The 23,224-nt window shown below is 63.6% G+C and carries 19 protein-coding genes; 12 read left to right on the forward strand and 7 right to left on the reverse strand.

From position 1 onward, the window contains the following. The first annotated feature begins 347 nt into the window (after window positions 1-347). From CHU95_RS05500 to CHU95_RS05515, 4 genes are all read left to right on the forward strand, one after another. Window positions 348-1,628 (forward strand): MFS transporter, encoded by a 1,281-nt coding sequence (locus tag CHU95_RS05500; RefSeq protein ID WP_094454531.1) that lies wholly within the window; start codon window positions 348-350, stop codon window positions 1,626-1,628. 200 nt (window positions 1,629-1,828) lie between these two features. After that, a complete protein-coding gene (locus CHU95_RS05505; protein ID WP_133065440.1) occupies window positions 1,829-2,329 on the forward strand; it encodes a hypothetical protein in 501 nt (166 codons plus the stop codon). Window positions 2,330-2,396: 67 nt separating this feature from the next. Further along, the gene (locus CHU95_RS05510; protein WP_094454535.1) at window positions 2,397-2,591 is read left to right on the forward strand and encodes a hypothetical protein; all 195 of its coding nucleotides are present in this window, start codon (window positions 2,397-2,399) and stop codon (window positions 2,589-2,591) included. Window positions 2,592-2,594: 3 nt separating this feature from the next. Then, window positions 2,595-2,915: a GspE/PulE/PilB domain-containing protein gene (locus tag CHU95_RS05515; RefSeq protein ID WP_094454537.1), complete on the forward strand. Its 321-nt coding sequence runs from the start codon at window positions 2,595-2,597 to the stop codon at window positions 2,913-2,915. A gap of 127 nt (window positions 2,916-3,042) precedes the next feature. Here the strand turns inward: CHU95_RS05515 and CHU95_RS05520 are convergent, their stop codons facing one another. Further along, complete coding sequence (locus CHU95_RS05520; RefSeq protein WP_094454539.1) at window positions 3,043-4,227, reverse strand: citrate/2-methylcitrate synthase; 1,185 nt, start codon at window positions 4,225-4,227, stop codon at window positions 3,043-3,045. A 94-nt stretch (window positions 4,228-4,321) separates the two neighbouring features. Here CHU95_RS05520 and CHU95_RS05525 point away from each other — a divergent pair, with 94 nt between their 5' ends. Continuing rightward, window positions 4,322-5,386, forward strand: coding sequence for a citrate synthase/methylcitrate synthase (locus CHU95_RS05525; protein WP_094454541.1), 1,065 nt, complete (start codon window positions 4,322-4,324; stop codon window positions 5,384-5,386). Between the two features lie 20 nt (window positions 5,387-5,406). On the opposite strand, the gene CHU95_RS05530 is transcribed toward CHU95_RS05525, so the two are convergent. Continuing rightward, complete coding sequence (locus tag CHU95_RS05530) at window positions 5,407-5,820, reverse strand: PaaI family thioesterase (protein ID WP_094454543.1); 414 nt, start codon at window positions 5,818-5,820, stop codon at window positions 5,407-5,409. Between the two features lie 126 nt (window positions 5,821-5,946). Between CHU95_RS05530 and CHU95_RS05535 the strand changes: the two genes are divergently transcribed. Together CHU95_RS05535 and CHU95_RS05540 are read left to right on the forward strand one after the other, a co-directional pair. Next, the gene (locus CHU95_RS05535) at window positions 5,947-6,711 is read left to right on the forward strand and encodes an SDR family NAD(P)-dependent oxidoreductase (RefSeq protein WP_094454627.1); all 765 of its coding nucleotides are present in this window, start codon (window positions 5,947-5,949) and stop codon (window positions 6,709-6,711) included. 10 nt (window positions 6,712-6,721) lie between these two features. After that, a complete protein-coding gene (locus CHU95_RS05540) occupies window positions 6,722-7,507 on the forward strand; it encodes an enoyl-CoA hydratase/isomerase family protein (RefSeq protein WP_207762388.1) in 786 nt (261 codons plus the stop codon). Between the two features lie 9 nt (window positions 7,508-7,516). Here the strand turns inward: CHU95_RS05540 and CHU95_RS05545 are convergent, their stop codons facing one another. From CHU95_RS05545 to CHU95_RS05565, 5 genes are all read right to left on the reverse strand, one after another. Next, entirely contained in the window at window positions 7,517-8,299 is a 783-nt protein-coding gene (locus CHU95_RS05545) for a LytR/AlgR family response regulator transcription factor (protein WP_094454545.1), read from the reverse strand. Then, window positions 8,296-9,378: a sensor histidine kinase gene (locus tag CHU95_RS05550; protein WP_094454547.1), complete on the reverse strand. Its 1,083-nt coding sequence runs from the start codon at window positions 9,376-9,378 to the stop codon at window positions 8,296-8,298. The genes CHU95_RS05545 and CHU95_RS05550 overlap by 4 nt, the downstream gene beginning before the upstream one ends. A gap of 26 nt (window positions 9,379-9,404) precedes the next feature. Continuing rightward, complete coding sequence (locus CHU95_RS05555; RefSeq protein WP_094454549.1) at window positions 9,405-10,229, reverse strand: DUF2306 domain-containing protein; 825 nt, start codon at window positions 10,227-10,229, stop codon at window positions 9,405-9,407. A gap of 199 nt (window positions 10,230-10,428) precedes the next feature. Then, the gene (locus CHU95_RS05560; RefSeq protein WP_207762389.1) at window positions 10,429-12,252 is read right to left on the reverse strand and encodes a glycoside hydrolase family 9 protein; all 1,824 of its coding nucleotides are present in this window, start codon (window positions 12,250-12,252) and stop codon (window positions 10,429-10,431) included. A 117-nt stretch (window positions 12,253-12,369) separates the two neighbouring features. Further along, complete coding sequence (locus CHU95_RS05565) at window positions 12,370-13,605, reverse strand: NAD(P)/FAD-dependent oxidoreductase (protein ID WP_207762390.1); 1,236 nt, start codon at window positions 13,603-13,605, stop codon at window positions 12,370-12,372. Window positions 13,606-13,800: 195 nt separating this feature from the next. Between CHU95_RS05565 and CHU95_RS05570 the strand changes: the two genes are divergently transcribed. From CHU95_RS05570 to CHU95_RS05590, 5 genes are all read left to right on the forward strand, one after another. Continuing rightward, a complete protein-coding gene (locus CHU95_RS05570; protein ID WP_094454551.1) occupies window positions 13,801-15,000 on the forward strand; it encodes a M24 family metallopeptidase in 1,200 nt (399 codons plus the stop codon). A gap of 1,082 nt (window positions 15,001-16,082) precedes the next feature. Further along, complete coding sequence (locus CHU95_RS05575) at window positions 16,083-18,107, forward strand: COR domain-containing protein (protein WP_165772028.1); 2,025 nt, start codon at window positions 16,083-16,085, stop codon at window positions 18,105-18,107. A 141-nt stretch (window positions 18,108-18,248) separates the two neighbouring features. Then, entirely contained in the window at window positions 18,249-19,202 is a 954-nt protein-coding gene (locus CHU95_RS05580) for an AAA family ATPase (protein ID WP_094454555.1), read from the forward strand. After that, entirely contained in the window at window positions 19,199-20,095 is an 897-nt protein-coding gene (locus CHU95_RS05585; RefSeq protein WP_094454557.1) for a ParB/RepB/Spo0J family partition protein, read from the forward strand. Before CHU95_RS05580 ends, CHU95_RS05585 begins: the two co-directional genes overlap by 4 nt. 102 nt (window positions 20,096-20,197) lie before the next feature. After that, the gene (locus CHU95_RS05590; RefSeq protein WP_094454559.1) at window positions 20,198-23,206 is read left to right on the forward strand and encodes an ATP-binding protein; all 3,009 of its coding nucleotides are present in this window, start codon (window positions 20,198-20,200) and stop codon (window positions 23,204-23,206) included. Window positions 23,207-23,224 lie beyond the last annotated feature (18 nt).

Genomic DNA, 23,224 nt, shown 5'->3' on the forward strand with positions numbered 1-23,224 from the left:
GCCGTCACCAACCAGACCAGGCTTACGCCAGCCCGGCGTCGGGCCGCGTCTTGCGCAGGACGATGACGCTGACCGACACCATCATGAAGGCCGGCAGCAAGCCGCTGCGATGATCCCTGTCTTCGTTCATTATTTTCGACCCCTGAGGTCTGTGAATTATCCACGCCTTTTATGCCTTGGAGGCATCCAGGGCAAGCCGAGATGGTTTCACTTGAAACGATTACTGTTCCGATGTTTCGGTTGACCGGCTTCATTGCAATTGACACCGGTTTCCATTAGGGTTTGACGGTTAATAAAGGCCGCAACAGACGGCCAAACCAGTATCCTGTCAGACTCAGGGGAAAACGATGGGAAGTGAAACGACCGCGACTGCCGGCCTTCGGGTCGGCATGGTCCGCTGGATCGTGGTGGGCTTGCTCTTCACCGCCATGGTCATCAACTATGTCGATCGCGGCATGCTCGGGTTTTTGAAATCCGACCTGTCCAAAGAATTCGGCTGGTCGGAAACCGACTATGCCGACATTGTGCTGTGTTTTCAGGCGGCCTATGCCGTGTCCTACGTGGCCTTCGGGCGCGTTATGGACAAGATCGGCGTGCGCTGGGGTTATGCCCTGGCTTTCACCATCTGGACCATCGGCCATATCTGCCACTCGGCGGCGCGTTCGCTGGTCGGGTTCATGATTGCCCGCGCCATCCTGGGTGTGGGCGAAGGCGGCAGCTTTCCCGGCAGCATCAAGGCCGTGGCCGAATGGTTCCCGCGCAAGGAACGCGCCTATGCCACGGGCCTGTTCAATGCCGGCAGCAATATCGGGGCGATTGTCACGCCGCTGGTGGTGCCCTGGCTGACGCTGACCTATGGCTGGCAGATGGCCTTCATCATCACCGGTGTGGCCAGCCTGCTCTGGCTGCCGCTCTGGATCATCGTCTATCGCCGCCCGCGGGAAAGCAAACTGCTGAGCCCGGCGGAATTGGCGCATATTGAAAGCGATCCGCCCGACACGACGGAAAAGATCGGCTGGCTGCGTCTGCTGCGGGTCAAGGAGACCTGGGCCTATGCGGTGGGCAAGTTCCTGATTGATCCGATCTGGTGGATGTTCTTGTTCTGGCTGCCTGATTTCCTGGGCAAGCGGCATGGGCTGGATCTGAAAAGTTTCGGGCCGCCGCTGATCGTCATCTATCTCCTGTCGGATGTGGGGTCGGTGGCCGGTGGCTGGCTGTCATCCAAAATGATCCACCGGGGTGCAAGTGTGAACCGGGCGCGCAAACTGACCATGTTGATCTGCGCGCTCTGTGCCACCCCGGTGGCCTTTGCCGCCTTTGCCGATCAATTGTGGGTCGCGGTCCTGATCATCGGTCTGGCCACGGCGGCGCATCAGGGTTTTTCGGCCAATCTCTACACCCTGCCATCCGACGTGTTCCCCCGCTCTGCCGTGGGGTCGGTGGTGGGTATCGGTGGCATGCTGGGCGCCATTGGCGGCATGGTCATGGCCAAATATGCCGGCTACATCCTGGACAAGCTGGGCACCTACACGCCGATCTTTGTGGTCGCCGCCTCGGCCTATCTGCTGGCACTGGGTGTCGTCCATCTGTTGTCGCCACGTCTGGCGGCGGTGGAGATCAAGGATTGATGCAAGTCCCTCTGCGATAGAAGAGGGGTCATGTTTCCTGTAGCATAGGGCGGCGGATGCCGCCGCCCGGCGCTTGAGGGAACAAAAAATCTCCCTTTATCGGTCAAGGTCAAGGGAGATCGGTATTAGTGCTGTCCGAGGTCCTGGAAACAGTCAGGACCAGACGGAAGTTTGCAACTAATAGAGCAATGTGTGTCGAGATGAATGGTGGCAGCAAGCATAAGCAGCGCTTTGATCGGTGGGTACGACGTCAGAACAAGTCTACTCGTTTCCTCGCAGAGCTGGTTGAAGAACGCTTGTTGCCGCCTCTTTCCCAGGAAGGGTTCGTCAGAGTAAACGCAGATCTGACGGACCCTTCCTGGAAAGTTGACCCGTATCAGTTAACGATGGAGAGGGTTAGAGGAGAGGAGTATGATTTTATTATCATAATTTTTCTGAACTCTGGAGCTCCCCGCTTCCAGGTATTCTTTGGAACAAGGGGCACTTTGCCGCCACATAATTGGCTGAAGAGTGGCTATTTGGTTAGTAGATCAAAGGAGTTCATTCATTTTTGGGGGAAGCCGTGGTGGCGTCCATATTTTACCTGGACAGAAAATTCGGCAACCAAAACCGTGTCCAAGGTTGAGTCAATGCTGACACAGGTGTTGGATTTTCTGAGAACCGGAGAGGCCGGGATGAACATTAGCAAGAGAGAGATGTAGACCGTTATTTCCATATGTTCAGCTTTTGGGTTAATTGACTGATTGCGATATACAAGGAGGCGGGCAAATGACCGACCATCCTGCAGGATCCATCCGGCTTTTGAGGCTTGTGGCCGATGACCTTGCCCGCCGCGGTCGGCTGGCGGAAGCGGCACAGGCCGGGGCGTCGGCGGTGGCACCGGAATGCGATGGCCGTATCGACCGCGCGTTAGCCCGGCTGGGCTTGGTAGCTGATGCCGCTCTGGCTGAGAGCTATGCCTAGGTTTTGGCGATCCCGCTCTGGCGTCCGGATGTGCTTCCCGATCCTGTGCCGTTGCTGGACACACCGAGCCCGGCTTGGCTTCGCGCCATGGGCCTGTTGCCGCTTGAACGCACGCCAGAGGGCGGCATTATCGCCGCGATGGCCGATCCGCTGGATACGGAAACACTGCGCGGCCTGGAATTCGTCACCGAAGGCGGCCCGGTCCATCCCCACGCGCAGCACTGGAAGCAGCCATCGAGAGGAACCAATAAGGCACATTGCCATCCTTGCCTGCGCCGCTCTCATGTCCGGGTGTACAGACCTCTCGGCAGTGCGGGATATTGAAGCGCTCCGGTGCTGTCGGCAGCTCCACCGACTGAGCGGATAGAGCCTCCACGTGATCGAATGACGGGAGAGCGGGGTGAATAAGGTTGAAAAGGGGCCGATGCCACGCCATGGCATCGGCCCTTTTTCATGGCCGCAGCCCCGTATAACGGGCACGCGGGCGGATCAGGACGCTGGACCGCGCCTGTTCCAGATAATGCGCCATCCATCCGGCACTGCGGCCCAGGGTGAACAGGGCAATCGGCGCATGGGGTGGCAGCGACAGGCGGTCGGCCAGCAGCACCAGGGCATAATCCAGGCTGGCCGCCGTGCCCGCCAGATCCACTGCCGCCCGTGCCAGGGCCATGGCGCGGCGGAACCGGGGTTCTGTGCCCCACAACATGCCCATCCGCTTCATCAACCACGCCGCCCGCACATCACCATCGGGGTAGAGGCGGTGGCCAAAGCCCGGCAACTCATCCCCGCGCGCCAGCAGGGCGGACAGGGCAGCCACGGGGTCGGGCGCGTCTAGCAGGCCCGGCAGCACAGCGGCCACCCGCGCCGTCGCCCCGCCATGGCGCGGACCCCGCAGCGCGCCGATCCCGGCCGACAGCGCGGCATAGGGGTTGGCCCCCGTCGACGCCACACAGCGCACAGTAAAGGCTGACGCGTTCAGCTCATGATCGGCAGACAGCACCAGCGTGGCGCGGATCAGCTCCACCCCCGGCCCCGTCACCCCCCAGGCCCGGCACAAAACCTGATGCAGCGGCAGGGATGACGGCTCCACCCCCGCCAGCACCGCCGCCATCAGGCGCGCAATCCGGGCCCCGGTTCGCGCCAACCCGGCGGGCGTGCGGTTGACCGCGCGCGCATCCGCCGCCGCCGCCAGCGGCAACAGCGCCAACAGCCGGTCCAGCGGGTCCAGATCGGGCGACACCCCGTCCAGCCGGGGCAGGGGCGGGGGCGCATCGGCGAACGGGTCCTCTGTCACATCCCATAACAGGCCCGCCACCGCCTCCAGCGTCGCGCCCGCCGCCAGGTCGGTCGCGTCCCGACCCCGGTAATACAGCGCCCCGCCGGTGATCAGGGTGACGGCGCTTTCCAGCACCGGCGCACCCCAATCCAGGGCCTTGTCCCCCGCCGCCGCCGCATCGGGCCGGTCACGCCGCGCCACCAGGGCGCGCACATCCTCGGCCCGGTACAGGCGGGTCCGCCCGCCCGCTGTCGCCTCCGACCGGATCAGGCCCCGGCTGACATAGGCATAAAGCGTGGCCAGGCTGACCCCCAGTTCGGCAGCGGCTTCCTTGGCAGACAGGGTCAGGGGGGTGGACATGATTGATACATTGATTAATTGATTCAATATTGACTGTATATCAGTCCGGTTCCAGCCTTGCCAGCGATGAAACCCGAATGGAAAGGAACCGGACATGTCGGCCGGATTGGATGGGATTATCGCTGCTGACACGGTATTGAGCCATGTTGACGGCGCGGCGGGGCGGCTGGTGCTGCGCGGGCTGGATGTCGAACGGGCGGCGCAGAGCCTGGATTTTGAAGGGATGACGGCCCTGCTCTGGCAGGGGTTTCACCCGCTGGGCGGGCGGCCCGACGACCTGCGCGCCGCCATCGGTCAGGCGCGGGGCCGGGTGGCGGCCCGCCTGCCCGCCCTGCTGCCCGCCATCAGCGGGTTGAGCGCGGTGGAGGCGCTGCGCCTGCTGCTGGCATCCCTGCCCGATGGCGATGCGGCGGGCGATGCGGTGATGGTGGTGGCCGCCATGCCCGTGTTCATCGCCGCCCTGGACCGCCGGGCGCGCGGTCTGGCGCCGGTGGCACCGGACGTCGGGGCCGGGCACGCGGCAGATTTCCTGCGCATGATGACGGGGGTGGATCCCGACCCGGCCCTGGCCCGCGCCCTGGACACCTATCTGGTGACGGTCAGCGACCATGGGCTGAACGCTTCCACCTTCGCGGCCCGTATCGTTGCCTCCACCCGCGCTGGCATGGTCAGCAGCATTGTCGCCGGCCTGTGCGCCCTGAAGGGCCCGCTGCATGGCGGGGCGCCGGGACCGGTGCTGGACATGCTGGACGCGGTGGGCGATGCGGCGGCGGCCCCGGCCTGGATCGCCGCTGAACTGGCGGCAGGGCGGCGGTTGATGGGCTTTGGCCACCGGATCTACCGCGTGCGTGACCCACGGGCAGAGGTGTTGAAACGGGCTGTGCGGTCCCTGTCCAGCCCGCGCATCCTCCTGGCCGAACAGGTGGAACAGGCGGCCTTGACGGCGCTGTCCCGGCATCGGCCCGACCGGCCGCTGGAGACCAATGTGGAATTCTACACGGCCCTGCTGCTGGATGCGGTGGGTCTGCGCCGCGACCTGTTCACCCCCGTCTTCGCCATGGGCCGCGTGGCCGGCTGGACCGCCCATGTCATGGAACAGGAAGCCACCGGCCGCCTGATGCGCCCGGCATCCCGCTATGTCGGACCGTTGGCGGCGTGATTGGTGGGGGGTGCTGGGGGTCACCCCTCCAGCAGCTTCCACACCCCATCCACGGCGGCGACCGGCTTGTCGCCCACCGACAGGATGCCGCGCGCATAGATGACGCTGCGGCCTGACCGCAGAATCTCGCCGCGCGCCACCACAAAATCGCCCGTGCGGCAGGCCCCCAGGAACTGCAAATTCATCTGAATGGTGGCACAGGGGCGGCGGTCGACACTGTCCCAGACGATCAGGCCGACACCATGATCGGCCAGGGTGGCGATCAGCCCGCCATGGATGGTGCCGCGTTCATTGCGGTGCTTGCCCTCGCACAGGATGCCATAGGCCCGATACCGCCCCTCCTGCCGCCACCAGAAGGGCCCGACCAGCCCGGCATAATCGGCCCAGTCTTCCGGCTGCCACCCGGCGGCCCGCAAAGTCTCGTGCGTTTCCATCCCACCCTCTGTGTGTCTCTTGTCCGACTTTATTATACATAGACGTTGTCATCCGTATAAATAAATCGTATCCAGAAGCCCTGAACAGGGCGAAAGGCCCGGATGCAGGACCAAGGGGAGGGTGAGATGGAGTTACAGGGCCGCGCCGTGGTGATCACCGGCGGTGCATCGGGTCTGGGGGCCGCAACGGCAGAAGCCTTTGCGGCGGCGGGGGCGCGGGTGGCGCTGCTGGATATCAACCGTGATGCGGCGGCGGTCATGGCCGAACGGATCGGCGGCTTGCCGGTGCAGGCCGATGTGACCAGCGGCGACAGCCTGGCCGGCGCCCTGGCCATCGCGGCGGCGGCGCATGGCCCGGCCCGCATCGCCATCAATTGTGCGGGTATCGCGCCACCGGCCAAGGTGCTGGGCCGCAACGGCCCGCATGATCTGGACCTGTTTGCCCGTGTCATTCAGGTGAACCTGATCGGCAGCTTCAATCTGCTGCGGCTGGCCGCCGCCGGCATGGCCGGGCTGGACCCGGTGACGGCGGATGGTGAACGCGGGGTGATCATCAACACCGCCTCGGTCGCCGCCTTTGACGGGCAGATCGGGCAGGCGGCCTATGCCGCGTCCAAGGGGGGCGTGCATTCCATGACCCTGCCGATCGCACGCGAACTGGCGCGCAGCGGCATCCGTGTCGTCACCATCGCGCCGGGCATTTTCCTGACGCCCATGATGCTGGGCCTGCCGCAGGAAGCGCAGGACAGTCTGGGTCAGCAGGTGCCCTTCCCGTCCCGCCTGGGCCGGCCCGACGAATATGCCGCACTCGCCCGCCATATCGTCGAAAACGCCATGCTGAACGGGGAGACCATCCGCCTGGACGGTGCCCTGCGTATGCCGCCGAAGTGAGGAACAGGTCATGACAGAAGCGGCATCCCCGCCCGTGATGGTGGAGCGGGACGGGGCGGTGGCCCTGGTCCACCTTAATCTGCCGGCCAAACGCAATGCGCTGACCGCCGCGTTGGTGACCGCCCTGACCAGCGCCCTGGACGGGCTGGCCAGTGACCGGTCGGTGCGCGCCGTCATCCTGACCGGCGCTGGCGGTGCCTTCTGTGCGGGTGGTGACCTGGGCGGTATGGACGCATCCGATCCGCTGGCGGCCACCGCCATGCTGCGCGCCTGTCAGGGCATTGTGCGCCGCATCGCCACCCTGCCGCAGCCGGTGGTGGCGGCGGTGGAGGGGGCGGCCTTCGGGGCCGGTTTTTCCATCGCGCTGGCCTGCGACCTTGTGGTGGTGGCCCCGTCCAGCCGTTTCTGCGCCGCCTTCGGCAAGGTCGGCTTGATGCCGGATCTGGGTCTGCTCTGGTCGCTGCCGCAGCGTGTATCGCTGGGCCGGGCCCGCGAATTGCTGATGCTGTGCGACGTGCTGGGCGGCGAAGCGGCCGTGGCCGAACGCATTGCCGATGTGCTGGCCCCGGATGGACAGGTGCTTTCCACCGCGCTCTCCCGTGCCCAGCGTCTGGCCGAAGCGGCACCGGGGGCGGTCGCCGCCATCAAACGGGTGCTGGCCGCAGCCCCGCAAAGCCTGGAGGATGTGTTGCGGGCGGAGGAGGTGGGCCAGGCCCTGCTGATCACCACGGCCGACCATGGCGCCGCCCGCACCGCCTTTTTTGAAAAACGCGCAGCATTGTTTGAGGGGCGGTAGACCGGCCCCTCACATCCCCCGGAACAGATGCAGCCAGGCCCGGCTGACGGGAATGGTTTCGGCCCGGTTCCTCAGATGGATGAGGCCCGTCTCATTCTCCCCGCGCACCATATGGCTGACGGCACGCAGGGCGACGATGGCGCTGCGATGAACCTGGGTGAAGTGCGCGGGGTCCAACTGCTCGGCCAACTCCCGGATGGGGGTGCGGATCACCGCTTCCTGCGGGGTGCCCCCCTCCCCGCGCCAGCCGACATGGGTGTATTTGTCGCCGGCCAGCAGGAAATCCACATCCTCCACCGCGATCAGCCGGACCATGGGCCCGACCGACGCGCGCAGCCAGGTCAGGCGCGGGGCAACGGCAACGGCCCCGCGTAACTGGGCCGCCAACCGTGCCAGCAGATCATCGGGCACCGCCGCCGGCTGGGCCGCACGCAGGCGTTCCTGCACGCGCGCCACGGTATCGGCCAGCCGTTCGGCCGTCACCGGCTTCACCAGATAATCCAGCGCCCCTTGCGCAAAGGCTTCCACCGCATACTGATCATAGGCGGTGACAAAGACCAGATGCGCCCGCCGTCCGATGGCGCGCGCCGCCTCCACCCCCGACAGACCGGGCATATGCACATCCAGAAAGCAGATATCCGGCCGGTGCTGTTCAAACAGGGTCACCGCCTGTCGGCCATTGCGGGCTGCGGCCACCACGGTCAGGTCTGGCCAGACACTGGCCAATTGTCGGATCAGCGTGTCGCGCAGCAGGGGTTCATCTTCCGCGACCAGGGCCTTGGGACCGTTCATGCCGCTGTCTCCGCCACGGGCCAGGCCATCATCGCCACGACGCCCCCCTCCGCCCCCTGGGTCAGCGACAGGCTGGCCATCGCCCCGAAGGACAGGGCCAGCCGCTGGCGCAAGGTGGACAGGCCGGTGCCCAGGCCCCCGGTGCCGGCGGACCCCAGGCCCAACCCGCTGTCGCGGACCGTGACGCGCAACAGACCGCCCTCGATCCTGGAGGTAATCTCGATGCGCCCCCCCTCCTCCGCCGGATCAATGCCATGGCGCACGGCATTTTCCACCAGGGTCAGGACCGCCATCGGCGGGCAGGGCATTGTGTCAGTGCCGGGGGCAAGGTCAATGCAGAAGGACAGGCGGTCGGGCATACGCATGGCCATGATATCCAGATAGGCCCGGACCAGCCCCATCTCGTCCGCCAGGGTGCCCATCGCTGCGTTCAGGCGCGGTACGGCGGCCCGCAGATAGGCGATCAGACTGTCCAGCACGGGCAGGGCCTGGGGCGATCCCGTCTCCACCAGGGCCCGGACATTGGCCAGGGTATTGAACAGGAAATGCGGCTGCACCTGCGCCTGCATCAGGGCAAGGCGTGCATCCGTGGCCCGGCGTTCCAGTTCACTGCGCTCCAGGGCAAAGGACAGGGCCTGATGCCGGGCCATGGCTTCGCGCTGCCGCACCAGGGCGCCAAGCGCCACCCACGGCCCGATCAGCACACCCAGCATGATCATGATGAACAGCGCCTGTAATCGCGCCTTGTCCTCGAACAGGGGCACCCCGCCCGGCGGCGGGGTCAGGATATACAGGACAATCATGGTTGGCGGGACGGTCAGGGCGACGGCGAGGACCTGTACCACCCAGCGCGCAATCCAGCGCGGCAGACGCCGTGGAAACTGTTCCCAGAAACCAAAGGCCAGCACACCCATCAGGCAGACAACAAACATCCGCAGCAGCAGGATCCAGACATGGTTCTCCCAGGCCGGCAGCAGCAGCAGGGAGAAGATGCCAGCCAGAACCGCCGCCGCCCGCAGCCGCCGCCAATGGAGGATGGCCAGCAGCCTGTGCCCGATATTGCCGGCCGTCGCGTCCATCCCCCTGTCCTTCCCGCCGCCCCGCATCACAGCCGCGGCAGCCACATGCCCATGGCAGCACCAAAGATACCACCGGCGGTCAGCAGCGCCAGCACTGTCAACAGCCCGGCCACACCCAGCCGCAGCACCGAACCACCCCGGTCCATGGCCTGAAAATAGAGCTGGAGAACCGCCAGCGGCAGCAGATATTGCGCGAAGGACAGCGTCTCCGGCAGGGGGCCGGTAAAGGTTTTGGGATCAAAGCCCACCGGTGCCTGGAAGATCAGCATCCACAGCATGAACATGACCCGGAAGAACCAGACCCCGCTGACCGCCAGGAACAGGCGCAGCGCCCAGCGGCGATGGGCATCGAACTGCCGCCGCCGCGCCAGCATCCAGGCCATGCCGGCACAGATCAGAATGACCACGCCGTTCAGGCAGGTCCCCACATGCATGAGAGTGCTGCCGACCGTCCCGCGCAGCAGGATCAACCCGATCCCGCCCAGCGAAAGGATAGTGGCGGCGACCATGTAAGTGCGGCCCGTCCAGCGGTGAAAGGCAGGCCGGTGGCGGCGTAGCGCGGGCCAGAGCTGCAAGGCCCCGCCGACAATGATCACCACCGCGAACAGCATATGCAGGGCATAAAGCGAATTGCCCAGGACGTCACCCGGAACCAGCCCCTCTACGGGGCGACCCCGCACGCCCTGACCCGTCAGCCATTCCCGCCCATGGCTGGCCGCGACATACACCGCAAAGATCATTTGCCCGCCGATCGCCACCAGCAGCCAGAGCAGACCCGCCCGCCCCAGCCAGCGTTTGGCCATGGCGGGGTCGGGGCGGGCGGTTTCAGGGATTGTCGCGGCCAGGGACATCGGGTTCCTCCATCAAGGTGATGGGTGATCCTGACGCTTGCGGGCGGTCGATGGGGCAGGGCTGCGACGGATGACGGATAGGGGCGATGAATGGCGGTGGCGGGCAAGGGTCTCTGCGCTGTCTTGCCTTTCCTCCCCATTGTCGTCATCCCGACTTCCGTCGGCATGACGATAGAGCGTGCCCGAAGAGGTCCCGCCCTTACCCCTCATCCAGCCAGGCCGTCAGCCAGACCAGGGGCGCGTTCCAGTTGATGGTCACCTCATTCACCGTGAACAGGTCGATATCATCCTTCCAGCAGGTCTGGGGCGCACAGGGTCCGATACGTTTGCGCGCCTCATCGCCCAGGCTGTCGCCGCCATTGGGTCCGCCCGACACCACGCCCGGCGGCGGTGGCGGCAATTTGGGGTCCAGCACATGGGCCCAGAACCGGTGATGCGGGCGCTGCATCGCCCGTGCGCCATAGCCGCTGACATAGGAAATATCCAACGGGTTGCGGCCCAGCAGGTAATCGGCCACATCCACCACCCGGTCCCGGTAGGCCCCCTGCCCCGACAGGTCATGGGCATAGGCCAGGATCAGGGCCCGGTTCATCAGCCCGGAATTCGATCCCCAGCCATAGGCCTTGGGCCCCATGGGCTGGGCATAGCCGCTGTCCGCCGCTTCCCCCGCATAGAGATCGGCGGTCCTCAGGATGGCGGCCCGGATCCGGGCGCTGTCGGCTTCGGCCAGGGCATCGGGGTGCAGGGCCAGCGACAGGGCGCCCAGGGAACTTGTCTGGGCCCAGGAAGGTTCGGCAAGGGTGTCACGCCCGAAAAAGGAGGACCCGGTGACCGCCTGGGTGAACACGGCATGGCGCGTGGTGATCAGCAGTTCGGCATGGGCCCAGAAAAACTCATCGGCGACATCCTTGTCGCCATAACCGCCACTGCCATCAAAATTGCTGGTGGCCAGGGCGTCGGGCACCCGCACCGCCGCCTTCCAGGCCCGCACCGCTGCCACCAGACACCGTTCGGCAAAGGCCGGGTCGATGGTTTTCCAGATGCGGGCCGCCTGGGCCGCCGTCGCCGCCAGATTGAGGGTCGCCGCTGTGCTGGGCGGGTAGAGGAACCGGCGTTCCTTGTCCATGTGCGGTGGCAGCGGCAGGCCGGTCCAGCGTTCATCCGCCACCTTGTGATGTGCCATGCCGGAAATGTCGACATCTTGGGTGAAGTTCAGCCGTTTCGACCCGTCCTGCGGCCCCAGTGGCAGCGGCATGCGGCTGCCGTCAGGCACCTGCATGGTCAGCATGAACTCCATCTGCCAGCGCGCTTCGTCCAGCAGATCATTGACGCCATTGCCCGCTTCCGGAATGGCGGCGGTCCCGTCGGGGAAGGCCGGGGCCTTGCCCTTGAGCGTCTGCCGTTCCGCCAGGTTCAGCAGCGTCCACAGCGCGATACCGCCATTGACCACATATTTGCCATGGTCACCGGCATCGTACCAACCGCCGGTGACATTCAGACTGTGGCCGCAGGCGGTCCAGTCATTGCCGCCTTCATCCTTGCCGCCGTAACAGGGGGCGATCTCCTTCTCATGGCCCGCCGGCCGGGCCCAGGCGGCCCCGACAAACCGCGCCTCGATGGGAATGCCGGCGCGGTTATGATAAAAATAGGCCAGCGCATCACGCTTCAACCGGCCATAGGGGCCGGTGCCGATGGCAAAGGCCCGGCTGACCGCGCCCCCCGCCGCCAGGGTGAACCCCTCGCCGGTCATGGTCACGGCCGACAGGTCGATCCGGTGCAGATGCTGACCCGATGCGGCATCGTCACCAGTGACGATGGTCTTGCCGCTGGCCACCACCTGCCCGCCCGCGTCGCGCAGGCTCCAGTCCAGTGGCTGGGTCGCCGACGCCGGCAGAATGGCCAGCTTGGCCGCATTGGCCAGCAGGCCCATCTGGTTGACGCGGATGGGACTGACCGCCGCCTCCTTTGCCATCACGGGCGTGGCGATGCACAGAAAACCGGCAAAAAGCAGCGGCAGGCGCATGGATGTCGGCTCCGACACAGGGATCATCTATGGTGGGCCGATACATATAGCGGAGTGTTTAGCGCTAACAGTAGCGGATAATGCGCAATTTTTGATCTTTCATTGCCGCCCGCCCCGTCACCCGAACCGCGACAGGTCGAACGGGGCCGGCCCTGCCCCCTGCCCCATGGCCAGATCGGCGACAAGGCTGGCCGTGACCGGTCCCAGCGTCAGGCCCAGATGCTGATGCCCGAAGGCATAAAGCAGGCCCGGTGCGTGGGCCGACCGGCCGATGGCGGGCAGGTAATCGGGCAGGGTCGGGCGGCACCCCATCCATGGCGTTCCCGGCAGATCAAAGGGCAGACCCAGATCGCGGATGCGCTGGCGCAGCCTTTCCCATTTGGCGGGATCGGCCGGACTGTCGGGGTGGCTGAATTCCACAAAGCTGGAGGCGCGCAGATAATCGCGGAACCGCGTCACGATCAGGGCCCGGTCTTCAAACACCAGTGGCGGCAGATCGGCGGGCCAGTCGCCGGCAGGGGTCTGCAGGTGATACCCCCGCTCCGCGATCATCGGCACCCGATGGCCGATCCCTTCCATCAGGTCCTTGCTGGCCACACCGGCGGCCACCACCACCTGTTCGGGGTTCAGATCGGCCCCGCCGGCCACCCGCACCCGCACCCGGCCCTCGCCCGGTGCCAAACGCACGGCACGCCCGCGCAGCAGCACGCCGCCGCGTTCCAGGAACCGACCCCGCATGGCATCAAACAGCAGATCATGGCCGGCAATATGCCCACTGCCCCGCAAGCGCACGGCCCCCGCCGGCGTCCGGCCCAACAGCCGGGTCAGGGCCTCCCCCTCCCCCGGTTCCAGCGTGTGGACCGTGGCCGTCCCATGGTCGCCCGCCTGTATCCGGGCCAGGCCGCGTGCGGCGCTGGCGGCCGTATCCCAGATCACATAATGCCCGTCCCGGATCAGCAGCGCGGGCCGCCCCAGCCCCGCCACCAGCGTTTGCCAGGCCGGCATCGCGCCCGCCATCAGGCCGGACAGGGCCATCTTGCCCGCCTGGAACCGCCGGGGCCGCGACGCCAGGGCCAGACGGATGCCAAAGGGCAGCCAGTGGCGCAGATCACGCCAGCGCAGCGACAGCGCGTCATCGGCCGCCAGCAACCGACCCGGCACCGCACGCAGCGTCGCGGGGCTGGCCAGCGGTTCCACCTGTTCCACCGCAATATGCCCAGCATTGCCCCAAGACGCGGGCTTGGCCGTCGCCCCCTCATCCAGCAGCGTCACCGTCCGACCGCGATCCTGCAGCGCCAGGGCCGTACAGAAGCCCAGCACCCCGCCGCCGACCACCAGGACCCCTTTCATCATCCGCTCCCCTTTCACCGGCGCCACATATACGGTATACGATCGTCAAGGCAAAGTGGGATCAACCCGCCGTGCCAGACTGGCGCCCGGCTTTGGGGGCAGTGAGGGGCTATAACCGCCGCCTGTTCCCCATTATGCTTTTCGCCCACCAAGGGGCGGCACTGGACATGCCGCCCCCCTTATCGGGAGTGATAGGAAATGAGCATCGGGGGTTCCACGGCGGCGGCGGAACTGGCCGCCCTGACGGCGATTGATCACCGGGCCGCGCGCCCGCCCGCCATTCCCCCCGCCGACCACCAGGCCCGCATCGACCAGGCCATGCGCCTGACAGCACAGATGCCCGCCGGTGCCCTGCTGATCGGGGCGGGGGCCAGCCTGCGTTATTTCACCGGTGTGGCCTGGGGGGCGACGGAACGGCTGGTGGCCCTGCTGCTGCGCCGGGGCCGCCGCCCCGCCCTGGTCTGCCCGGCATTTGAGCTGGGGTCGCTGAAAGAGGCCATGGCCATTGATGCGGAAATCCTGCTGTGGGAGGAGGATGAAAATCCGGCGGAACTGCTGGCCAGCGCCCTGGCCGGGTTTGAAACCCTGGCCTTGGACCCTTCCGCCCCGTTCGGGCTTTATGCCCGCCTGCGCGAAGCCGCCCCCATCCTGAAAGTGGCCGATGCCAGCCCCATCATTGATGGCTGTCGCGGGCGCAAATCGGCGGCGGAACTGGCCCTGCTCTCCTTTGCCAAGGCCAAGACGCTGGACATCCACCGCCGGGCGGCGGCCATCCTGCACCCCGGTATCCGCGCCTCAGAGGTGAAGCGCTTCATCGACCAGGCCCACCGCACCATCGGCGCCGACAATGGTTCCACCTTCTGCGCGGTACAGTTTGGCCGTGCCACCGCCTTCCCGCACGGGCTTCCCGGTGACCAGGAACTGGCCGAGGGCGATATTGTCCTGATCGACACCGGCTGTCAGATCGAAGGTTACCATTCCGACATCACCCGCACCTATGTCTATGGCGAACCGACGGCCGAACATCGCCGCATCTGGGCGATTGAGAAGGAAGCGCAGCAAGCCGCCTTCGACGCCGCCCGCCCCGGCCGCACCTGCGAAAGCGTGGATGACGCCGCCCGCCTGATCCTGGAACGTTACGGCCTCGGCCCCGACTATAAACTCCCCGGCCTGCCCCACCGCACCGGCCACGGCATCGGCCTGCAGATCCACGAAGGCCCCTACCTTGTGCGCGGTGACAGAACCGTGCTGGCACCCGGCATGTGCTTTTCCAACGAACCGATGATCGTCATCCCCGATGCCTTCGGCGTGCGGCTGGAAGATCACATGTACATCACCGAGGACGGGGCCGCATGGTTCACCCAGCCGTCACCGTCGATCGACAAGCCGTTTGGGTAAGGGGGCGCCGGGGGGTGTGCAACGTTGCACAGCAAGGCCCTTCCCCGCCCATCATCCCTTGCTCTAGACGTCATCCCGGCGCAGGCCGGGACCCAGGTTTACACGTCCAACCTCTCCACCCGTACCGTAGCCCCGTTGGCCCCTGGGTCCCGGCATGCGCCGGGATGACGGGGGTGGCCAGCGCCTCTCACCACCACCTGAATTGATTGTCCATGTCCTTTTGAGTTAACCTGTGACGCGCAGAAGGCAGCGGACCTTCTGGCGGAGATCGGGGCGGCATGGACGGGTGTAAGCCAGTGCATCGTCTTCCGTTACTACGCTCTTTGACCGGTCAAGTCCGCCACCGTGATGTGCGGTCTTCATTGCTCGGCGGTCCAGACGTCTGAACTTTGGGGCCATCCTGTTGGTTTAAATGGCTCACTGTCGGACGGACAATGAACGATAGCAACGACCAGAACCGCGATAAAAAAGTGCTAACCTTGGGTGGTCGCCCTACCCTTGGACTGGGAGGGGCCAACAAGCCAGGGCAGTCAAACCCGGCACAGCTTTCATCCGGCGGTGCCGGGGCGGTGACCGGCGGCGTTCGCCAGAGCTTTTCGCATGGTCGGGGAAACCCAACGGCTACCGCAATTGCGCGCATAACAAGAGAATCTAGAAAGAAAACAGGTAAGCTTGATCTTCGTGATCTACCATTGGATAAATTGCCGGCGGAAATCGAAAAACTTTCAAACTTAAAAATACTTTTGTGTGACAATACAAAAATCAGCGACATATCTATTATAAAAAACCTTACAAAACTTAGTATTATTAGCCTTAGCAACACTAAGGTTACCGACATTTCTCCTATTTTTAGCCTATCTCTTAGTAGCATAATTTGCTTTGAATGTCCTATCGAAACCTCACTACAAGTTTTACTTGAAAATCAACCCGCACTGCAACATCTTGTCCTCGGTGGTGCTCCCCTGCCGGGCATTCCGCCTGGCGTCCTATCAGAGAAATGGAATGACAATTGCCTAGACCGTCTGCGCGCCCATTTCGCCGATCTTGAGAAAGGTGGTGAGGCCAATGACGCCCATATCAAATTGTTGATCCTGGGCAATGGCCGCGTCGGCAAGACGCAGATAACGCGCCGCCTGTGTCAAAGTGATTTCACCTTCAATCAAGAATGGGACAGCACCCACGGTATCCGCATTGGTCAGGCCACCCTGCCTGCCATTGAGGATATACCTGTCACCCTATCCGTCTGGGATTTCGGGGGACAGGATATTTACCATGGAACGCATGCCCTGTTCCTGAACAGCCCCGCCATCCTGGCCTTGGTCTGGGATAAAGACGCGGAGCAGCGGCGTCGTCATGGTAGCCCGGATCAATGGTTCCGGGATTATCCCCTGCCGTATTGGCTGGCCCTGGCGCGACAGCAGGGCGATGTGAACAGCCCGATCATCGCCGTGCAAAGCAAGTGCGACACGGTTCGGGCAGAGGCAGCCCCCACCATCCAGGACCCGGACTCGGTCAGCAACCTGCCCTTTGCATGGCGTCCGCTGTCGCTATCGGCAAAATCCGGTTATGGCTGGTCCGGTTTTACAGAACGGCTTCAGGCGGCGGTTGCGTGGATGCGGGACCCCGACCATGTGGGCATGCCCAAGATTGGTGCGGGGCGCAAGCGGGTCCGCGAAGAGCTTCTGACCTTGCGCAAGACCCAGCACCTTTTGTCCATGGGTGAGTTCGAGGCGTTGTGCCAGAATGATGGCGGCATTTCATCACCCGATGCTCTGCTGAGCTGGTTGCACGCCGATGGCACGGTCTATTACCGCAAGGACCTGTTCAACGATCAGATCGTGTTGGATCAGCAATGGGCATTGGATGCCATCTATGCCGTTTTTGACCGTCAACGGGGTGCGCTGAAGGCCGTACGCGAAATGCGCGGTCGGTTCACCCGCGAGGCGCTGGCCCGTCTGGTCTGGCAGGAATACAGCCAGGATGAACAGGACCTGTTCCTCAGCATGATGGTGTCCTGCGGCATCTGCTTCAAACACCGGATGGTGCGCGAGATTGGACGGGACGTGCAGGAGTATATCGCCCCCGACCTGCTGCCAGACCGTGCCATGGTGGCCGATGATTTCAACCGCCATTGGAAGGACGGGGACGAAGGTGAACAGGCCACCCTGTCCTTCCCCATTTTGCATGGCGGTTTAATCCGCACCATTCTGTCCGATATTGGTGGCGGAAAGGGCAGCGAACACGCCCTTTACTGGAACCGGGGCATCCTGGCGCGCGACGGGCATTCCAACGGCCATTTCATCATCGAACAGCCCGAGGACGAGGCAGAGGCAGAGCCAGAGCCGGAGATGGGCGCACCTAACGGATGGCGGGGTGATATCCGCATCCGTACACAGGGCGATGATGCGGCGGGCCTGTTGTCACGCCTGTTGACGCTGGTTCATTCCACCATTGATCGTATCGGCCTGAAAGGCTCGGAACTGGACAGTTCTGTGCCCTGGTCACCGCGCGGGGACCACCGCGAAGACGATAAAATCCCGTTGTCACTGGTGGCCATGCGCCCCTGGAACCGGAACTGGTTTGTGTCCTATGCCTGGGATAATCAGGTTTTCTTTGTCGATTGCCTGTGCGACGCTGCTCAAGCGAACGGTATCAACATCTTGCGAGACAAGAACGAGATCAAGCTGGGCGACAGTATCCATGGCTTCATGAACAAGCTGAAAGATGGAGAGCGGGTGTTTGTGGTGCTGAGCGATAAATATCTGCGCTCTGCCAATTGCATGTATGAGCTGGCCGAGATCTGGGACCGCAGCCAGAAGGACCCGGATCAGTTCCTCCCGCGCATCTGCCTTTGGACCATGCCCGACGCCAAAATCTGGACTGCTACAGATCGCGCCACTTATGCTGTCCATTGGCGGGAGCAGTTCAACAAGCTGAATGCTGTGGTCCAGGAGCATGGGGAGGATATTCTGGGGCCATCGGACCGCACGGCGCTGCGCAACATGCGGCGTTTTTCCACCGATGTCGGTGAAATCCTGGCGACCTTCGCTGACCGTATCCAGCCCCGCACCTGGGCCGATATCTTGAAGAAGGGCTTCGCCGACTAACCCCCTGTGCAACGTTGCACACCGCCCTTCCCTTGCCGCCACCACCCACGCCGCAAAAGTTGACACCCCACCGTCAACCTTGTTGACAACGCCCCCTGCCCTGCTCCTTACTGCCCCCGGTGGCAGCAAGAGGAAGACCCCATGTCCGGCGATGCGTTGAAGGCGTTTCGCAAGCGTAAGGAGCTGACGCAGGAAGCCTGTGCGCGGCATCTGAATGAGGCTCTCGGCCGGTCTTATGACAAGGCGCGGATCAGCCGGTGGGAAAGCGGGAAGGAGCCGGTGCCCGATGCCGTTCTACGCCTGATCGGGGTGGGGGCAAAGCCGGGGCAGGCGCGGGTGATTGCCTGTTCCAACCAGAAGGGCGGGGTGGGCAAATCGGCCACGGCGGTCAATCTGGCGGCGTGTTTTGCCCGGCTGGGATACCGCGTGCTGCTGGTCGATGCCGACCCGCAGGCCAGCGCCACCGCCATGGTCGGCTGTGACATCATCGAACTGGAGGAAAAGGGGGCCACCCTGCATGCGGTTCTGGTCGATGACCGGCCGGTGGCGGACACGATCATCCGGCTGAAGACCTTCGACGTGCTGCCATCCGGCGTGGCGCTGGCGGAATTTGACAGTGCTGCCGGTCTGGTGGGGCGCGAGACCCGGTTAAAGGCGGCCCTGGCCGAGGTGACGGGGGAGTATGACTGGGTCCTGATTGACACGCCGCCCAACCTGGGCAGCATGACGATCAACGCGCTCAACGCCGCCGATCATGTGCTGATCCCGGTGGCCACGCGGCCCGTGGATCTGCTGGGCATTCCCTTGCTGTTGAAGACCATCGGGCGGGTGCGCCGCTTCACCAACCATGATCTGACGGTGCTGGGCGTGCTGCCCACCATGTATACCGACCGGCAGACGGTGGACCGCGAGGTGCTGGCCGATCTGCGCGAACGGTTCACGGGGCAGAGCGACCTGGGCCGCGTTTTCGCGCCGATCAAGATGAGCACGGGCATCAATCAGGCCGCCTATAACAATGTCATCGCGGTGGAGGCCCTGCCCGCCGATCACCCGGTTCAGGCCTATCTGCAATTGGCCAAGGAGATTGCCTCGTGAAGCTGCAAAAGGGTAAATCCGCCTTTGGCCGGGCCATGGATGATGTGGCGGCGCGCGGCGACGGCTCCCTGATCTCCCGCGAATTTCCGCGCCTGATCGAGGTGGAGCACGCAAAGGTGCAGCCCCGCGCCGATCAGCCGCGCCGGCATTTTGACGAAGATGCCCTGCGCCAACTGGCCGACAGTATCGACAAGCAGGGCCTGTTACAGCCCATCCTGGTCCGCGCCCTGCCCGACCGGCGCGGCGAGTATGAGATTGTGGCGGGCGAACGGCGCTGGCGTGCCCATGGGCTTCTGGGCCGCGCCACCATCCACGCCATCGTGACGACGGGGCAGACGGATGAGATTGCCCTGGTTGAAAACCTGCAGCGTGTGGACCTGTCCCCGCTGGAGGAAGCGGCGGGCATCCAGGCCCTGATCGACCGCCATGCCTATACCCAGGAGGCCGCCGCCAGCGCGCTCGGGTGGAGCCGCACCCAGGTCAACCGCGTGCTGAAGCTGCTGACCCTGCCGGAGGCGGTGCGGGCCGAATGTGCAACGTTGCACCTGTCGCGCAACGCCATGGTCGAACTGGCCCTGGCGGCAGGGGAGGGGGAGCGTGAGCATCTCCTGTCGCTCTTGCGCCGGGGCGCCTCGGTCAAGGCCCTGCGTGAGGCCCGGGCCGCCGGCACGGCGGGGGCAGGGCAGGGGAGTGCTGCGCCGGCCACCCCACCGGCACCCGACCCGATCGCGGACACCGGCGCCGCCCCGACACCCAAGGCCCTGTCCAGCGCCGTGGCGCAACTGCAACCCCTGCTCACCCGCTTCGCCGCCTCCCCCCAACCGCTGACCAAAACACAGCGGGCACAACTGCACCGCCTGCGCGACGAGATTGACCGCGTGTTGGCGGGGTAGGGGGGAAGGCCGCATACACCCAACTTCAATCGCCAATTGTTTTGCCAGCCGCAACCTCCCGCCTGTACAATGCCGAACAGGTAGGCGCGGGGGGGGGCTGGCTTGGGCGGTGTGGTGACAGTGCGCAGTGCGGCCACAGTGGCCTGTTCGGTGCTGGCGGTTGGCTGTGTGGGGGCGTTTCTGGCCCCGGTGCTGGCCCCAGTTGCGGCAGGTGCGGCGGCGGCTGGTGCGGTGTCTGCGCTCACGGAGGTGGCCGAGAGCCTTGGCGGCAACATCGCGGCCAATTGGATCGACAAGCACGGGCCGGATGCGCTGCGGTCGCTGTTGTCCGGGCCGCTGTCGCTGCCCCGGCATGATGATATGGTGCGTGTGGCCGATAGCGCTCTGTCCGCCGCAATCGGCCATTTTTTGGCGGAAATAGCGCCAGAGGCAAAGGGCGATGCCGGGGTGGATTTCACCAACAGCCTGAAGCGGTTACAGGAACAGGCCAAATCCCACACCACCCGCCTGCCCGCCGCCGAGGCAGATGCGGCCATCACCCAGGCCCTGACCCACCTGTCCAGCCATGGCGCGGCACAGGCGCTGTCCCTGCTGTTGGCCGATGCCATCGCGCCCGACATGCGCCGGGGTGGGGAGCGGGAATATGCCGCAGAATGGCACGCGCTGGCCCGCCGGCTGCAAACACGCCTGCCCGACCTGCTGTCCGCCTATCTGGCCGAGGCGTTGAAAAGCGACGAACGGTTTTTCCGCGCCGTCACCGTGACCCTGCATGCCGCACAGGTGCAAACCGGCCAGGATGTGCTGACGGCGTTGCAGGCGCTGGATCAAAAGCTCTCGGATTTGCGGGCGGACCTGACGGCGCGGTTGCCGCAGGATCACGGCATTGACCTGACGGGTTTTATCAAGGATGTGAAGGAAAGTTTGGCGGCGTTTCAATCCGCCATACAGGCTGAGTTTAACAACGACCGAGCACCACCGCTGACTTGGTACGAACCGGGCAAACAGGAAGGCCATGATCTCAGCCTGCTATACTACGACCGCAAGGCCCCGTTTGTCGGGCGGGATGCGCCCCTGGCGGCGTTGAACCATTTCATTGATGATCCCGCCCCCCTACTCTGGACCACTATCACCGGTGGCGCCGGGGTAGGGAAAAGCCGTCTGGTGCTGGAGGCATTGTCGCTGCGCCGCCTGACGGGCGGAGTGGAGGCGGGGTTCATGCAGCCATCCAATGGCTGGATGACAGCCAAGAGGTACGAGAACTGGCGCGCACCGGTGCCCACGGTGCTGATCGTCGACTATGCTGGGGTTTCGCCGGAACTGGTCCGCGATCTGATCCATAATCTGGCTTGCCGGGTCGGTGCCAGGACCTTGGCGGCGCCCGTGCGCCTCCTGCTGCTGGACACCCATCCCAACCGGGGTGATTTCGCGCTGTCGGCCCGGATCAAGGACAGTACGACGGGGGGCAAGCAGGCAGCGAGGGTGGAGTGGCAGGGCGATGCCCGCACGGTCCTGGACTTGTCCCCCCTGACACAGGAAGACCTGTTCACCGTCAGCGCCCTGTACCGCGGCGCAGCCCTGACGGTGGCGGAGATGGAACGGGTCATGGCGGCGGTAAAGGCCGACCCAGAACTGGCCCGCCCGCTATTCGCAGCCCTGATGGGTCTGGCCCTGCGTCATGGCACCGACACGCCCCTGACACTGGCCGGCGTGACCAGCCATTTTCTGGATCGTCAGGAACAGCATTGGGCTAAAAGGGACCCGATCACTAAACGGGAACGCATCACCCCGCTGGACCGCACCCTGCTGGCGCTGGCCACCCTGGGCGGATCGGTACCGCTGGCAGATGTGCTGAAAGATCCGCTGATTGCCGATTTGGTCGACAAACCAAACCGGCTAACCCTGCGGCAAAACTGGGCGTCAATGACAGGGAAGCCGCTGCCGGACACTCACCTGACCAAGCTGGAACCAGACTATGTTGGCGGCCTTTACCTGCTGCGCCATCTAAGACAGATAGCGCCCGGTAGCCCGCGCGAAGTGGACGAGGTGTCGGCGGAGCGGGACCGGCTGATCACCCTGGCCTGGAAATATGGCGACCCGCGCGAAACCCTGACCAATCTCACCCGCAACTTTGCAGGGGAGTGGGAATGGGTGAGGTTGGTCACTAGGCTGATAGTTTACCGGCCGGCCGGTGTTAAAGGAATTTGTTGGTCGCTGATAGCACCGGAAATTGTTTTTGAATTAAGCCAACGGAATGCGAATAGACAAGCTAATCTCCTGCTCAAAGCTATGGAGCAACACAACAGCCCTCTTGACAGGATACAGCTTATAAGCGCTTATTGCGCTAGAGATATCGGTTTTAATTTCGACTTTAAAACTATTAGTAATTTAATGCCAAATTGCGATGAGAGAATAAGTCAAATAAAGATTCTTTTGAAGGAAAAAATAAAAAATATAGATGCTATATCAACTCTCACATATGGAATATTCTTTGATTTATTTTCTGAGAATGATAATGATATTTGTAGATGCTTTATAAAAGACGCCCTAACTATTGTTAGGTGTATTTCAGAAGAATTTCCAAACAACATTAACATTACGACAGAACTAGCGTCCGGGTTGTGTATTAGTATTTTAGAGAATCAGGAAAACATTTTGGTTGTAGATAATATACTAGACGAATTACGGTCACTTGTAATTTTAAACAATAATAGTGTGGATATGGTAATAAGACTTGCGGTCGGTATAGCAAGCGCTACTTCCAATTATGGAAATGATTTGGATCGATCGACTAAACTACTAAGCGAGCTGCGTTCGCTCGCCAGGAACGAAGTCACCGTCGCCCCTATATTTGCTGATATCTTGCTTTATCACATGAATTGGAATGATTGGCACCCGTTTTTTGCGCAAATAGAAGAATTGTTAGATATATATCCTGACAATGATCTAATTATCGACAAGTACGCCACGGCAATTGAGTTAATTACAATTATACATGAAGCAAAACATAAAGACCAGTCTTACTTACATTTTATCTCGAATTTATACGGTCTGTACTTATCTAGAGGGTATTCTGTTTGGCTTTCCAGGATGTTGCAAAAAAATTTTTTATGAATACTGATGACATTTACT

The organism is Niveispirillum lacus (assembly GCF_002251795.1).
Lineage (GTDB): Bacteria > Pseudomonadota > Alphaproteobacteria > Azospirillales > Azospirillaceae > Niveispirillum > Niveispirillum lacus.